The sequence below is a fragment of the Paraburkholderia silvatlantica genome, assembly GCF_003096715.1.
Lineage (GTDB): Bacteria > Pseudomonadota > Gammaproteobacteria > Burkholderiales > Burkholderiaceae > Paraburkholderia > Paraburkholderia silvatlantica.
The window spans coordinates 1-13,937 of record NZ_QEOL01000014.1; the positions used below are offsets into that span (position 1 = coordinate 1).

Annotated in this window: 12 protein-coding genes; 7 read left to right on the forward strand and 5 right to left on the reverse strand. The window is 64.7% G+C overall.

The genetic code is table 11. The features are described 5' to 3' along the window. Window positions 1–117: 117 nt before the first annotated feature. The gene (locus tag C7411_RS19035; RefSeq protein WP_110388558.1) at window positions 118–660 is read left to right on the forward strand and encodes an AAA family ATPase; all 543 of its coding nucleotides are present in this window, start codon (window positions 118–120) and stop codon (window positions 658–660) included. A 5-nt stretch (window positions 661–665) separates the two neighbouring features. Here C7411_RS19035 and C7411_RS19040 read toward each other — a convergent pair whose 3' ends face one another. Beyond that, on the reverse strand, window positions 666–2,078 hold the full coding sequence (locus C7411_RS19040; RefSeq protein WP_133253680.1) for a MobA/MobL family protein: 1,413 nt from the start codon (window positions 2,076–2,078) through the stop codon (window positions 666–668). A gap of 302 nt (window positions 2,079–2,380) precedes the next feature. On the opposite strand from C7411_RS19040, the gene C7411_RS19045 reads away from it, so the two are divergent. Then, window positions 2,381–2,704: a conjugal transfer protein TraD gene (locus tag C7411_RS19045; protein ID WP_207786554.1), complete on the forward strand. Its 324-nt coding sequence runs from the start codon at window positions 2,381–2,383 to the stop codon at window positions 2,702–2,704. Between the two features lie 579 nt (window positions 2,705–3,283). On the opposite strand, the gene C7411_RS19050 is transcribed toward C7411_RS19045, so the two are convergent. The 4 genes from C7411_RS19050 to acs all read right to left on the reverse strand — a co-directional run bounded on the left by C7411_RS19050 (window position 3,284) and on the right by acs (window position 8,505). After that, on the reverse strand, window positions 3,284–3,646 hold the full coding sequence (locus C7411_RS19050) for a hypothetical protein (RefSeq protein ID WP_110388560.1): 363 nt from the start codon (window positions 3,644–3,646) through the stop codon (window positions 3,284–3,286). A gap of 395 nt (window positions 3,647–4,041) precedes the next feature. Next, window positions 4,042–6,060, reverse strand: coding sequence for a sodium:solute symporter family protein (locus tag C7411_RS19055; protein ID WP_110388561.1), 2,019 nt, complete (start codon window positions 6,058–6,060; stop codon window positions 4,042–4,044). Further along, window positions 6,057–6,380: a DUF4212 domain-containing protein gene (locus C7411_RS19060; RefSeq protein ID WP_373682753.1), complete on the reverse strand. Its 324-nt coding sequence runs from the start codon at window positions 6,378–6,380 to the stop codon at window positions 6,057–6,059. Before C7411_RS19060 ends, C7411_RS19055 begins: the two co-directional genes overlap by 4 nt. A 142-nt stretch (window positions 6,381–6,522) precedes the next feature. Then, complete coding sequence (acs, locus tag C7411_RS19065) at window positions 6,523–8,505, reverse strand: acetate--CoA ligase (RefSeq protein WP_110388563.1); 1,983 nt, start codon at window positions 8,503–8,505, stop codon at window positions 6,523–6,525. 337 nt (window positions 8,506–8,842) lie between these two features. Here acs and C7411_RS19070 point away from each other — a divergent pair, with 337 nt between their 5' ends. From C7411_RS19070 to murI, 5 genes are all read left to right on the forward strand, one after another. Further along, complete coding sequence (locus C7411_RS19070; RefSeq protein WP_110388564.1) at window positions 8,843–9,739, forward strand: DMT family transporter; 897 nt, start codon at window positions 8,843–8,845, stop codon at window positions 9,737–9,739. A gap of 204 nt (window positions 9,740–9,943) precedes the next feature. Beyond that, window positions 9,944–10,588, forward strand: a complete 645-nt coding sequence (locus C7411_RS19075; RefSeq protein ID WP_110388565.1) for a TIGR00645 family protein — start codon at window positions 9,944–9,946, stop codon at window positions 10,586–10,588. A 53-nt stretch (window positions 10,589–10,641) separates the two neighbouring features. After that, window positions 10,642–12,165, forward strand: a complete 1,524-nt coding sequence (locus C7411_RS19080) for a fumarate hydratase (RefSeq protein WP_110388566.1) — start codon at window positions 10,642–10,644, stop codon at window positions 12,163–12,165. Between the two features lie 202 nt (window positions 12,166–12,367). After that, on the forward strand, window positions 12,368–12,847 hold the full coding sequence (gene bfr / locus C7411_RS19085) for a bacterioferritin (RefSeq protein ID WP_028208418.1): 480 nt from the start codon (window positions 12,368–12,370) through the stop codon (window positions 12,845–12,847). Window positions 12,848–12,917: 70 nt separating this feature from the next. Then, window positions 12,918–13,778 carry a glutamate racemase gene (murI, locus tag C7411_RS19090; protein WP_243413240.1) on the forward strand — a complete coding sequence of 287 codons (861 nt, stop codon included), beginning with the start codon at window positions 12,918–12,920 and terminating at the stop codon, window positions 13,776–13,778. The last annotated feature ends 159 nt before the right edge of the window (window positions 13,779–13,937 follow it).

Genomic DNA, 13,937 nt, shown 5'->3' on the forward strand with positions numbered 1-13,937 from the left:
CGCCGCCCGGCCGTGGACAACCCGCGACGCAACAGGAGGATCCATACCTGGCTAAAACCAACTGCAGATCCGTCCGTCGAACCGGGTCAACCTCACCGATGACCCAAAGGATGCTCTATGGACCGGTTCGTTGTGATCTCTGGATGTTCGGGCGGCGGTAAATCGACGCTCCTTACCGAGCTTGAAGGACGTGGGTATTGTGTCGTCGAAGAACCGGGTAGACGGATCGTTCGGGCAGAGACACAGAGCAATGGCACCGCACTCCCGTGGATCGATCTATCTGCGTTTTTGCGCCGTGCCATTGAAATGGCTATTGCAGACAGAACCTCCGTTCAGTCATCGGAGGATTGGGTTTTCTTTGACCGAGGACTCATCGATGCCGCCGTAGGCCTCGAAGAGGTTACAGGCGAGCCGATATTGGCGACGCTCGGACACACCTATCGTTACCACTCTCGTGTGTTTCTGGCCCCGCCCTGGCCGGAAATCTATGTTCAAGACCCAGAGCGGCGTCACGGCATGAACAGCGCTATGGCAGAGTATTCCCGGCTTCTGAACGCCTACCCTTCGATTGGATATGACGTTTCCATTCTTCCCAAGGTCGGCGTCGTAGAGCGCGCAGATTTCGTCCTGACCATGCTAGGCGCGTGCCGGTCTGATTAGGCGCATCAACGACTGAGGCCAAGCGCGCGCCGCCTCTCGGGCTGCGAGGGCTGTTGCTGGTAGGGCTCGTAGATCGGCCGCCGGTCGTGTTCCTGCTTGCGCCGTTGCTCCTCGGCCCGTTCCTGGGCCTGCGCGCGCTGTTGCCGCGCTGCATCCTCCCGCTGAATCCTCTCCCGCTGCGCCGGGGTCAGCCGACCCCAGGCCCACTCAATGCTGGCGTTGATCTCCTGGCCGTCGGTCAATCGTCGTTCGGCTTGGGCGCGGGCTTCCGTGTAGCGGGGTAACTGGGCCTCGGCGTAGGTCCGGCGCTCCCCGGCGCTGGCCTGCTGTTCGGCCCAGTGCGCGGCATGCTCGGTGTTGCGCCGCATTACCTCGCGCTGCTCTTGCCGGATGCGTTTCCACCGACCGAACGGCAGGGGTATGGTGGTGCGTATCACCTCCGTGGCTTGCTCGATGGTGGTCTGGCAGGTCTGCCGGTGCCCTCGGGCGTCTGTTTCGGCCTTGGCATACTGCCGGATGGCTGCGGCGCAAGCGTCCCGCTCCTGGGTCGCCCGGTCAACATCGGCGCGCAACGCGGCGAGGTCCCGACGCGTCTGGCGAAGCCGGTAGAAGCGCTCAATGGTCTCCTGATCCATCGGGACAATGATGGCCTGCGCTGGGGCGGACTCCGGCTCCGGGACCTGCCGGAGCGCCCGCTCGGCCCGCTGCTGACGCAGGACGGCGGCCTTGTTGGTCTCGATGCCGCGCCGGGTCATGGCGGCGGCCTCGACTCCCATGGTGATCTCCGCCTCGATCCCGTCACCGCGCCGTGCATGGCTGCGGTGATCGTAGGTGTGCCCGAGGTTCAGCCGTTGCGCGTAGTCGTTGCAGAGGCTTGCCCACTGGGCACGACAGGCTTCGACCTCGACGGCAGATTGGGTCTTGTTCGAGAGTTCGTTGAGTTTCGCACCGAACTGACCGTCAAGCCCCAGGCGGCGCGTCGGCATCAGCGCGTGGATGTGGTAGCCCCGCGCCTCATCGGCCTTGCGTTCGCCCAGCACGTCGATGGGGTTGTCCCGGTGAAGGGCTGCGGTTACGACGGTCCCGTAACGCCGGGACAGCCATCCGGCCCATTCATTCATCATGGTCTCGGCCTGCTCCTGGTCCAGGCCGAGCGGCACCGCTTCCCGGAAGTCGCGGCACAACTGGCTGTCCTTGCGCCTCTCGGCGGCTTCAACCGCATTCCAGCACTCGCCCACGTCGTGGAGTTCGGCGGCAGCGCCATCGGGGACGATGTGGGCCGAGGCCATAACGCCGCCTTTCCCAGCGTAGCTGTGCGTCAGGCCGGTGCGCTCGTCGTGCAGCGTCGCACCGAGTCGGTAGGCGGCAGCCGCCACCGCGGAGTGCCCCCGGCCCCGGGTATGCGTGGAAACGTGCATGAGGGTCGAGAGCGAAGCCACGGCGCGGGACGGTTTGAGCGCCAGCCCCTCAGGGGTGTCGGGCGCAAGGGGTGGTGTGTGCGGCCCCCGGCAGGGCCCCCGGAGGGCGCGTTGTGTTGACCCGAAGGGGCAACACTAAGACGCGCTCTTCTGGCCAGAGGGGCCGAGAAACCAACCCCGGCTGCTCGCTGCGCTCGCGTCCGCCTCAATCCATTGTCGGGGGTTACACGCTGCCGTCAACCGATTGCCTGGCAGTCCCTGGCGTCGTAGGCTGAACCGGTCGCAACGAACCCCACCAACGGATGAAAACCGATCCGATGACCCGTGCCGCCCAGCTTCGCGCTCAGGCGGCCCAACTCGAAGCAAAGGCCCGCGTCCAGCAGCGCAAGGCTGACGCGCACCGAAAGATCGTGCTGGGCGCGCTCGTGATCCGTGCGGGTCTCGCGGACCTAGATCAAGCCGCCCTGCTCGGCGCGCTTCTGACGGTCGCCAATGTGGCCGCCGTGCCGGATCGGATCGAGCGGTGGCGACAGGCGGGGGAGGAGGCTCTCCGGGCCAGTGGCAAGCACGCGGACGGGTATGGGGGTCAAGGATCGCGCAGCGACGGCGTAGCCGCTCGTCCTTGACGCCCAGGACCGGCCCAGACGCTCAGGTGTGGGGTTGGCCGAGCCTTGGCGACGCCAACCCCATGCCGATCTAGCGGGGGCCGGCATATTGACGGTGTTCGACCGAGCGCCTAACGTGGCTCCGTTCCTTCCAATCCAGCCACGTATATGACTGTCATATCGAGCCCGATACCCCCCGTTCCAATCGGCCCGCCGGGCTGGGAGTGGTGGTGTTTCGGGTATATATGACAACGTGATGCCTCGCCCAACCGGCGGGGCTTTTTTTCGGGCTGAATCCGGGTGCGGCGGCGTCTGGTGGGCGGGTGCCGTGGTAACGTGAGCGGGTTGGACCACTTAGTTGGACCATTAACCGCTAGGGTCAACGTGCCGAGAGGCCTGTCTGGTAAGGGTTTGCGGGATGGAAATTTTATCCCCCTCTCTCCGCCACCAAATACATAAGGCTCCCCACGAGGGAGCCTTATCGTTTTGGGATTCGATTCAATCGGGTATCAGGGTAATTCGCGCGAAACCCGCGAATCCTTACGCCACCGCTGATGCGGCGAATGCACACCTAATCAGCCGAAGCACATCAGGACACCCTCAATTACACCCACTCGCAGTGCAATACTTGTTGTACACGAGCCCCTTCCCGTCCATCCCCGAGATCGTTCGCGTGCCATTGCCGTAGTTCGTGATCGTCTCGGTCCACGTCGACCCGTCTGCGGCCTGCCCCGTGATGAACGTCGTGTCGCCAATCGATGCGCCGGTCTGCTCCCAGGCCTCGCCCGGCAGCTTCTGCTGAAACCCATTGACCGTAGACGTGTTGCCGAAGCGCTGCACCGTGTACGAATTGCCGGATTCGTCGACGCAGTTCTGGAAGGCATCGTTGCCCCAGCATTTGGCAAACGCGGCAGGCGCCGCAAAGGCGCCGAAAAGGATCAGGCTGAGTGCAATGCGCTTCAATGGCTTCCCCGGGAAAACGCCCTGTTTCTGGCTCGATTCACCGCGAGTCCCAAGCCGGCGGCGTGCGAAATTGTACCGTAGCCGCCAAGGCGATCTATCGGATGCGCTGGACACGCTGCATAGCACGCTCCCGCTAGTTATCGGACAAAATACGGATGACTTGATGGGCCGAATGGGAACGGCGGCAGCGCCGCCAGTCGTTGAGCGCTCAACGTTGGAAGAAAGACCAAACGCGACCAGATCAGGCCAGCAGAAAAGGACGTCGGGCCGCAGCCCGACGCCGAATTCCCGCGTACTGCTTCGAGGACCGGCGCGGGAACGAGAGGACTTCAGTATCGCCTCGCCGGCCCGTTTTTTCAGTGCTCGACCGCACACCGGCAACCAGGTCGCGACCCTCACGGGTGGCGGATATAGTCCACCAGTGCGACGGTATACGCGTCCGGCTTGCGATCGAGCAGACTCACGCCAATCGCCACAAGAAAACCTGCTGGCACACCGAACACGCCCGAGCTGATGGGCTCGATGCCGAACCATCGCGGGCCCGCAAAGCCCGTGAGCTGCGTAAAGAACGGGTACGTCGAGACGATGTAATAGACGCACACGGTCAGCCCCGCAATCATGCCGGCCACGGCGCCCAGGCGCGTCGTGCGCTTCCAGAACACACCAAGCACGAGCACGGGAAAGAGACTCGACGCCGCGAGCGAAAACGCCGCGCCCACCAGAAAGAGGATGTTGCCCGCGTTCAGCGACGCCACGTACGAGGCGAACAACGCCACGCCGAGCAGCAGTATCTTCGACATCGTCACGCGCCGCTGGCTCGACGCGCCCGGATCGACCATGTGGTAGTACACGTCGTGCGAGAGCACGTTGGAGATGGTGAGCAGCAGGCCGTCCGCGGTCGAAAGTGCAGCCGCGAGCGCACCCGAAGCGACCAGCCCCGACATCACATACGGCAGCCCCGCGATTTCCGGTGCGGCGAGCACGACCATGTCGGGCTGCATCTGGATATCGCTCCAGCGCACCACGCCGTCGTTGTTCATATCCGCAATGCTGATGAGGTAGGGCTCGATGCGCCGCCACTGCATGACCCAATGCGGCAGGTCGTCGAAGCGCTGCCCCACCAGATGCGTAAGGATCTCGTACTTGATCAGCACCGCGAGCACCGGCACGGTCAGATAGAAGAGCGCGACGAAAAAGAGCGTCCAGCCCACCGAGCGCCGCGCCGAGGCCACCGAGGTCGTCGTGTTGTAGCGCGTGAGGATGTGCGGCAGGCTCGCCGTGCCGAGCGAAAGGCACAGGAGCAGCGAAAGGAAGTTGCGTTGATGAATGCGCCGCTCGGCATCGTCGGCGGCGGGAAACGGTTCGTTCATCGGCACGGGCGGCGCGGCGCGCTCGAGCAGGTCGTCGCGCTGGCGCGTCCACATCATGCGCGCGGCGTCCACGTCGCGCGGAAAGGCGTTCAGTTCGCGCTCGAGTGAATCGATATCGCGCAGCGGCCCGTTGTGACGGCGCAGGTCCGCGAGCGATTCGACGAGGTGCGTTTTCTCCGCGACGTACGACTGCGGCAGCGTGTCGAGGCGTGTCTGCCATTGCGCGGCGCGCTTGCGGTATGCGTCACGCACGGTGGCCTCTGCACTCGCGCCGCGCACGTCGTGCTCGAGCGCTTCCACGCGCTGCATCACGTTGCCGAAATCGACTTGCGGCAGCCAGCCGAGGCCGTCGCGGTGCGCGATCAGCGAGACCGGTATCAGGATGGCCGCGATGAGAATGATGTATTGCGCGACCTGCGTCCACGTGACGGCGCGCATGCCGCCAAGAAACGAGCACACGAGTATGCCCGCCAGCCCGCAAAAGATGCCGATGGCGAAATCCACGCCGATGAAGCGTGTGGCGATCAGCCCCACGCCCTGGATCTGCGCGACGAGGTACACGAACGAGCAGAGGATGGTCGCGAGCACGGCGAGCGCGCGCACGAGGTTGCTGGAAAAGCGCGTGCCGAGGAAGTCGGGAATCGTGTAGCGCGCGAGCTTGCGCACATACGGCGCGAGCAGGAAGGCGACGAGGCAGTAGCCGCCCGTCCAGCCCATCAGGTAAGCGAGGCCGTCGTAGCCGCTCGCGTAGAGCGAGCCCGCAAGGCCGATGAACGACGCAGCGGAAAGCCAGTCGGCGGCCGTCGCCATGCCGTTGAAGAACGAGGGCACGCGCCGCCCCGCCACATAGTATTCGACGAGATCCGAGGTGCGCGAAAGCAGCCCGATCACGGCGTACACCGCGATCGGCACGAACAGGAACACATAGCCGATCCACATGCCGGGGCCGGTGGAAAGCTCGATGCGCCACATCACGTAGACGAAGGCGAGGAAGCCGAGCGTGTACAACGCATAGGAGCGAATGAGCCGGTGCGCAAGCCTCATCGTTGCTGCGCCTTGCTGGCTTCGCGAATGGCGACATCGGCTTCGAGCGCGGCTTGCAGCACGCGGTCGGCGCGCTGCATCAGCACGATATAGATCGCGACGAGCAGCACGTAGAGCAGGATCGCGCCCTGTGCGCCGAGGTAGAACGGCAGGCTGAAGCCCGCGAAGCGCAGGTCGGCGAGCTGCCGCGCAAAAAGCGGCGCGACGAACGAGACGAGGAAGCCAATTGTCATGAGCACGGCGATCAGCGCGAGATTGAAGCGCCAGTAGCGCCGATGCGCGCGCGCCATCGCCTCGCTCACCGGGGGTGGCTCAGGCAATGGATTGAGACTGCTCTGCGGAGTCGTGTGTGGCGCGGCCATGCGCCTGTGTAGCAAAAACGCGTATGACCGGCAATCCGGGGCAATGCGGGGATCGATGCCAGGCGCGGCGCCAGGCAAGGCGCCGCGCGACCCTCGGCGTTTAGAGCGATTCGCCGAGCTGATCCAGAATCGCCGGGTTTTCCAGCGTGGAAACGTCCTGCGTGATCGCCTCGCCCTTGGCCAGCGAGCGCAGCAGACGGCGCATGATCTTGCCCGAGCGCGTCTTCGGCAGGTTCTCGCCGAAGCGGATGTCGCGGGGCTTGGCGATCGGCCCAATCTCCTTGCCCACCCAGGCGCGCAGATCGTTGGCGAGCTTCACGGCCTCGTCGCCCTGCGGACGCGTGGCCTTGAGCACCACGAAGGCCACCACGGCTTCGCCGGTGGTGTCGTCGGGGCGGCCCACCACGGCGGCTTCGGCGACGAGCGGGTTCGCCACCAGCGCCGACTCGATCTCCATCGTGCCGAGGCGGTGGCCCGAGACGTTCAGCACGTCGTCGATACGGCCCATGATCGTGAAGTAGCCCGTGTCCTTGTCGCGCACGCTGCCGTCGCCGGCCAGATACAGCTTGCCGCCCAGTTCCTCGGGGAAGTAGCCCGCCTTGTAGCGCTCCGGGTTGCCCCACACGTTGCGGATCATCGCGGGCCACGGACGCTTCACGACGAGAATGCCGCCCTGCCCGTTCGGCACGTCCTGGCCCGTCTCGTCGACGATCGCGGCCATGATGCCCGGCAGCGGCAGCGTGCACGAGCCCGGCACCAGCGGCGTCGCGCCCGGCAGCGGCGTGATCATGTGGCCGCCCGTTTCGGTCTGCCACCACGTGTCGACGATCGGGCAGCGCTTGCCGCCCACGTTTTCGTAGTACCACATCCAGGCTTCGGGATTGATCGGCTCGCCGACCGTGCCGAGAATGCGCAGCGAAGCAAGGTCATAGCTCTTCGGGTGCACCTTCGCGTCGGCGTCGGATGCCTTGATGAGCGAGCGGATCGCCGTGGGCGCGGTGTAGAACACCGTGACCTTGTGTTTGGCGATCATGTCCCAGAAGCGGCCGGCGTTCGGGTAGGTGGGCACGCCTTCGAACACGATCTGGGTCGCGCCGATCGTGAGCGGACCATAGGCGATATAGCTGTGACCGGTGATCCAGCCAATATCGGCCGTGCACCAGAACACGTCCGAGGGCTTGTGATCGAAGGTCCACTTCATCGTTTGCGCGGCCCACAGCAGGTAGCCGCCCGTGCTGTGCTGCACGCCCTTCGGTTTGCCCGTCGAGCCCGACGTGTAGAGGATGAAGAGCGGGTGTTCCGCGCCCACGGGCACCGGCGCGCACGTGTCGCTCTCGGCCGCCGCGAGTTCGTGCATCCAGTGGTCGCGGCCTTCGCGCCATGCGACCTTGCCGCCCGTGCGCTGGTAGACGATCACGCTGTGCACCGCTTCGCAGCCGCCCATGGCGAGCGCTTCGTCGGCGATGTTCTTCAGCGGCAACGCCTTGCCGCCGCGCATCTGTTCGTCGGCGGTGATGAGCGCGACCGCGCCCACGTCGACCATGCGTTCGTTGAGCGACTTCGACGAGAAACCGCCGAACACGACCGAATGCGTCGCGCCGATACGCGCGCAAGCCTGCATGGCGACCACACCCTCGACCGACATCGGCATATAGATGACCACGCGGTCGCCCTTCTTCACGCCGCGTTTGTTCAGCGCATTGGCGAAGCGCGAAACGCGCCCGAGCAGGTCCTTGTAGGTGACGTTCGTGACGGTGCCGTCGTCGGCTTCGAAGACAATCGCGACGCGCTCGCCATTGCCCGCTTCGACGTGGCGGTCGAGGCTGTTGTACGAGGCATTGAGCTCGCCGTCCTCGAACCACGTGTAGAACGGCGCCTTCGACTCGTCGAGCACCTTCGTGAAGGGCTTTTGCCAGCTCAGGGTTTCGCGCGCGAGGCGCGCCCAGAAGCCTTCGTAATCGCGTTCGGCTTCGGCGCACAGCGCCTTGTATGCGTCCATGCCGGACACCGTGGCGCCAGCCACCGTTTGCTCGGAAGGCGCAAAGACGCGGCGTTCCTGAAGAACCGATTCAATCGCAGACATCGACAACCCCTTGGTGAAGATGAAACGTCAAATACGTGGACACGCATGAGCATCTTCAATGCCCGTGCGCGCCGTCTCCGTGCGTCGCCGCCCGCATGCGGGCACGGCGCTATTGGCTTGCGCCGGGAGCCGCCATTGTGGCATCCCGGCATGCATGGGCGCGCGAAACAGGCACGATCGTGTGCGATCTTCGCAAACTACCCATGCCAGCAAGATTAAGCGTAGCAACTTACCGGCCACTTACGCGCGCCCATGCAGACCATGCAAGCGGCGCGCCATGGCACCCAAGTAAGCAGACATTTAGAATGTTAACTGAACTGCGCACCCGGATTCCAGCTTGAATCGCTATTCCCTGTTTCTCATTGCCTCGATGCTGCTCGTGGGCAGCAACGTCGGCATCGGCAAGGCGATCGTCGCCTTCATTCCCGTTCCCCTCTTCGCGTTGCTGCGCTTCGTGATCGCCCTCGCTGTGCTCGGGCCGCTCCTGCGTCGCTCCAAAATGCAACAGGTCAAGCGCGGCGAATGGATCAATCTGTTCCTCCAGGCGCTGTTTGGGACATTCGGGTTTACGCTGCTGATGCTCGGCGGCGTGCACCGCACGAGCGCGGTCTCGGCCGGCGTCATCACGAGCACGATTCCCGCCGTGGTCGCCCTCTTCTCATGGCTCTTCCTGAGCGAGCGCCCCGACGCGCGCTCGCTCGCTTCCATCGCGCTCGCCATGGCGGGCATCGCGGTCATCAATCTCGCCCACGTGGGCGGCAGCAGCGAGACCGGCGCTGGCTCGTTGGCCGGCAACCTGATGGTGCTCGGCGCGGTGTGCTGCGAAGCGCTCTATGTGATCCTTTCGCGCCGTCTGACCCAAACGCTCGCGCCGCTCGACATCTGCGCATACACACACCTGTTCGGCTTGCTGCTGATGCTGCCCGTGGGGCTGTCCGGCGCACCGTCGTTCGACTTCGCGAGCGTACCCGCAGGCATCTGGTGGCTCTCGCTCTGGTACGGGCTTTCGGCGAGCGTGTTCTCGTTCTGTCTCTGGATGATGGGGATTCGCCACGTGCCGGGCAGCATCGCCGGCGTGTTCACGGCCGTGCTGCCGGTGGCGGCCGCCGTGTACGGCATCGCGTTTCTCGGCGAGCGCCCCACGCCCGCGCACGGCATTGCGCTCGCCTGCGTGGTGGCCGGCATCGGGCTCGCGAGCCTCAAGATCAGGCGCGCGCCACCGCTGGCCTCGTGAGCACCCTGTAATCAGGCTGAAAGCATCGGGGTGTGGGCAGGGCTGCCGGAATCACGGCGAGCCCTTCCTGCGACGCTGTACAATAGCGCGCGCCCGGCCCCTCGCGCGCGCCTTCTGGCCCTAACCAGACGGTTCCGCCCTGGCCGCCCCGCCTGGGCAGCCCTGGTTAGGCAGCCCCGCCCGAATTCGCTACCGTGATTGCCCATGTCCGCCGCACGCCCCCAGCCGCCTTCCTCAGCCGCACCGGGTAAAGCCCGTCGCCGCATCCGTCCGCTGCCCAGCATCATCTTCATGAGCCGCTGGCTGCAGGTGCCGCTCTATCTGGGCCTGATCGTCGCGCAAGCCGTGTACTGCGTGCTGTTCCTCAAGGAAGTCTGGCACCTCGTGAGCCACGCCACCACGCTCGACGAAACCAGCATCATGCTGGCCGTGCTCGGCCTGATCGACGTGGTGATGATCTCGAACCTGCTCATCATGGTGATCGTGGGCGGCTACGAGACCTTCGTCTCGCGCCTGAATCTCGAAGGCCATCCCGACGAGCCCGAATGGCTCGACCACGTGAACGCCGGCGTGCTCAAGGTGAAGCTCGCCATGGCGCTGATCAGCATTTCGTCGATCCACCTGCTCAAGACCTTCATCAATCCCGATGCCGCTTCGGCGCATACGGTGATGTGGCAGGTGATCATCCACGTGGCGTTCCTCGTCTCCGCGCTCGTGATGGCGTGGATCGACCGCATCACCACGCATACGCACCCCGAACACTATCAGGAACTCGCCGCCCGCCATCCGTCGCCAGGCGGGCACGCCGCTGCGCGTCACGCAGTTCCCGAGCACGCCGGGTCCGACTGAACCGCGCACTCGGCACACACTATTCAAAACACCCGTCCCCACAGAAGCTAGCCATGACCGTCATCAAACAGGAAGACCTCATCCAGAGCATTGCGGATTCGCTGCAATACATCAGCTACTACCATCCGCAGGACTACATCGAGGCGCTCGGCCGCGCCTACGAACTCGAAGAAAGCCCGGCCGCGAAGGACGCGATCGCGCAGATCCTCACGAACAGCCGCATGTGCGCCGAGGGCAAGCGCCCGATCTGCCAGGACACCGGCATCGTCACGATTTTCGTGAAGGTCGGCATGGACGTGCGTTGGGACGGCGCGACGATGGGCGTGACCGACATGATCAACGAAGGCGTGCGCCGCGGTTACCTGAACCCGGACAACGTGCTGCGCGCGTCGATCGTGAGCCCGCCCGAAGGCGGCCGCAAGAACACGAAGGACAACACGCCGGCCGTGATCCACTACGAGATCGTGCCGGGCGACAAGGTCGACGTGCAGGTTGCGGCGAAGGGCGGCGGCTCGGAAAACAAGTCGAAGTTCGTGATGCTCAACCCGTCCGACTCGATCGTCGACTGGGTGCTCAAGACCGTGCCGACGATGGGCGCGGGCTGGTGCCCGCCGGGCATGCTCGGCATTGGCATCGGCGGCACCGCCGAGAAGGCGATGCTGATGGCGAAGGAATCGCTCATGGAGTCGATCGACATCCAGGAGATCATCAAGCGCGGTCCGAAGGACTGGGTCGAAGAACTGCGTGTGGAACTGCACGAGAAGGTCAACGCGCTCGGCATCGGCGCACAGGGTCTGGGCGGTCTCGCCACCGTGCTCGACGTGAAGATCATGGCAGCGCCCACGCACGCGGCTTCGAAGCCCGTTGCGATGATTCCGAACTGCGCCGCTACGCGCCATGCGCACTTCGTGCTCGACGGCTCGGGCCCGGCCAAGCTCGAAGCGCCCTCGCTCGACGCATGGCCGAAGGTCAACTGGGAACCGAACACGGAAACGAGCAAGCGCGTCGATCTGAACACGCTCACGCCGGCAGAAGTCGCTTCGTGGAAGCCGGGCCAGACGCTGCTGCTCTCGGGCAAGATGCTCACGGGCCGCGACGCCGCGCACAAGCGCATCGCCGACATGCTCGCCCGTGGCGAGAAGCTGCCGGTGGACTTCAAGAACCGCGTGATCTACTACGTCGGCCCGGTCGATCCGGTGCGCGACGAAGTGGTCGGCCCGGCTGGTCCCACCACGGCCACGCGCATGGACAAGTTCACGGAGCTGATGCTCTCGCAAACGGGCCTCATCTCGATGGTCGGCAAGGCCGAGCGCGGCCCGGTCGCCATCGAGGCGATCAAGAAGCACAAGGCGGCTTACCTGATGGCGGTGGGCGGCGCGGCCTACCTCGTGTCGAAAGCGATCCGCGGCTCGAAGGTCCTCGCGTTCGAAGACCTCGGCATGGAAGCCATCTACGAGTTCGACGTGCAGGACATGCCGGTGACGGTCGCCGTGGATTCGTCGGGCACCTCGGTCCACAAGACCGGCCCCGCCGAATGGCAGGCGAAGATCGGCAAGATTCCGGTCGCCACGGTTTGATGCCTGCCTGACGCCTGTTTAAAAACCGGGGCCGCGCGCCCCGGTTTTTTTTTGCGGCACGCGACACGAACTGAGATGACTTCCCGGCACAGAGTAAATCGCCGCTATTTACCGCAATTCAACGTGGATTCGGCCTTGGCTTTTGTGTATCGAGCGTTTATTGTTGGAAACCAGTCACCGCCCCACAAAGAAAGGAAAGACTATGCAAGGCGACAAGAAGGTCATCGAATATCTGAACGCGCAGCTCAAGAACGAGCTCACGGCTATCAATCAGTATTTCCTGCATGCCCGCATGTACAAGCACTGGGGTCTCGAGAAACTCGGCAAGCATGAATATGACGAATCGATCGGCGAAATGAAGCATGCCGATATGCTCATCGAGCGTATTTTCATGCTCGACGGTCTGCCGAACCTCCAGGACCTGCATAAGCTGCTGATCGGCGAGGAAACCAAAGAAATTCTCGAGTGCGATTTGAAGCTCGAACAGATTTCCCAGTCCACCTGCAAGGAAGCCATTGTTTATTGCGAATCGGTACGCGACTTCGTTTCGCGCGAGATTTTCGTGACGATTCTCGAAGACACCGAAGAGCACATCGACTGGCTCGAAACGCAGATCGACCTTATCGGCAAGGTCGGCATCCAGAATTACCAGCAGTCGGCCATGGGTTCGGTAGAATCCTGATCGCGCGCCTCGCGCCCGCGCGCATCCGTCCGCCTTGCGGGTGCGCCCCAACCCTTTTGCGCCCATCCCCGTGAACCTTCCGGCCTCTTCCAGCGCTGCGCCCATCGGCATCTTCGACTCCGGCCTCGGCGGCCTTTCGGTGCTGCGCGCCGTACGCGCGCTGCTGCCTGCCGAGCGGCTCGTGTATGCCGCCGATTCGCGCTATGCCCCCTACGGCCAGCGCGACGACGACTTCATCGCCGATCGCACGCTTGCGATCGGCGAATGGCTCGTGGCGCAGGGCGCGAAGGCATTGGTGGTGGCCTGCAACACGGCCACGGCACAGTCGATCGCGCTCGTGCGCGAGCGGCTCTCCATCCCGCTCGTCGGGGTCGAGCCGGGGATCAAACCGGCGGCGCTGGTTTCGAAATCGCGCGTGGCGGGTGTCCTCGCCACCCAGGTCACGCTGCGCAGCGCGCGCTTTCAGGCGCTCGTGGAGCGCCACGCTACCGATCTGCGCGTGCTGTGCCAGCCGGGCCATGGCCTCGTGGAGGCCGTGGAGCGCTGCGACATCGGTTCGGCCGAATTGCTGGCGCTGTTGCGCGCGTACGTCGAACCGATGCTCGACGCGGGCGCGGACACGCTCGTGCTCGGCTGCACGCACTACCCGTTTCTCGACGCGGCGATCCGCTCGATCGTCGGCGAACGCATGACGCTCGTCGACACGAGCGTCGCCATCGCACGGCAGCTCGAACGCGTGCTCGAGCAGCACGGCCTGCGCGCGGGCGGCGAGCCTGCCGGCGCGGGCGGCGACGACATTCGCTTCTGCTCGACTAGCGACGGCGCGCACTTGCGCGAACTGGCGGGCGCGCTACTGGGGCTCGACGCCAACGTCGAGCGCGTGGTCATCCCCTCGCGCCGCACGCGGGAACGGGAAGCGAACGCGGCCTGACGCGCCGGCGCCACGCCGGGGTGATTCCCGGTTTGCGATTTCGCCCTTCGTCGAGCGTTCGCGTTTCAACCCCATTTCAGCAAAGCTGGCTCACCTCCCTCGCCCGACTTTCCTGACGCAAAGCAAAACCCTGCCAGGCATCCGGTTTTGTTACAAAAA

What these genes read in the sequence shown, in the direction of transcription:
- C7411_RS19035 (WP_110388558.1), top strand. Translation starts at nt 118, where the DNA reads ATGGACCGGTTCGTTGTGATCTCTGGATGTTCGGGCGGCGGTAAATCG.
- bfr (WP_028208418.1), top strand. Translation starts at nt 12,368, where the DNA reads ATGCAAGGCGACAAGAAGGTCATCGAATATCTGAACGCGCAGCTCAAG.
- C7411_RS19075 (WP_110388565.1), top strand. Translation starts at nt 9,944, where the DNA reads ATGTCCGCCGCACGCCCCCAGCCGCCTTCCTCAGCCGCACCGGGTAAA.
- C7411_RS19040 (WP_133253680.1), bottom strand. Translation starts at nt 2,078, where the DNA reads ATGCACGTTTCCACGCATACCCGGGGCCGGGGGCACTCCGCGGTGGCG.
- C7411_RS19045 (WP_207786554.1), top strand. Translation starts at nt 2,381, where the DNA reads ATGAAAACCGATCCGATGACCCGTGCCGCCCAGCTTCGCGCTCAGGCG.
- C7411_RS19080 (WP_110388566.1), top strand. Translation starts at nt 10,642, where the DNA reads ATGACCGTCATCAAACAGGAAGACCTCATCCAGAGCATTGCGGATTCG.
- acs (WP_110388563.1), bottom strand. Translation starts at nt 8,505, where the DNA reads ATGTCTGCGATTGAATCGGTTCTTCAGGAACGCCGCGTCTTTGCGCCT.
- C7411_RS19055 (WP_110388561.1), bottom strand. Translation starts at nt 6,060, where the DNA reads ATGAGGCTTGCGCACCGGCTCATTCGCTCCTATGCGTTGTACACGCTC.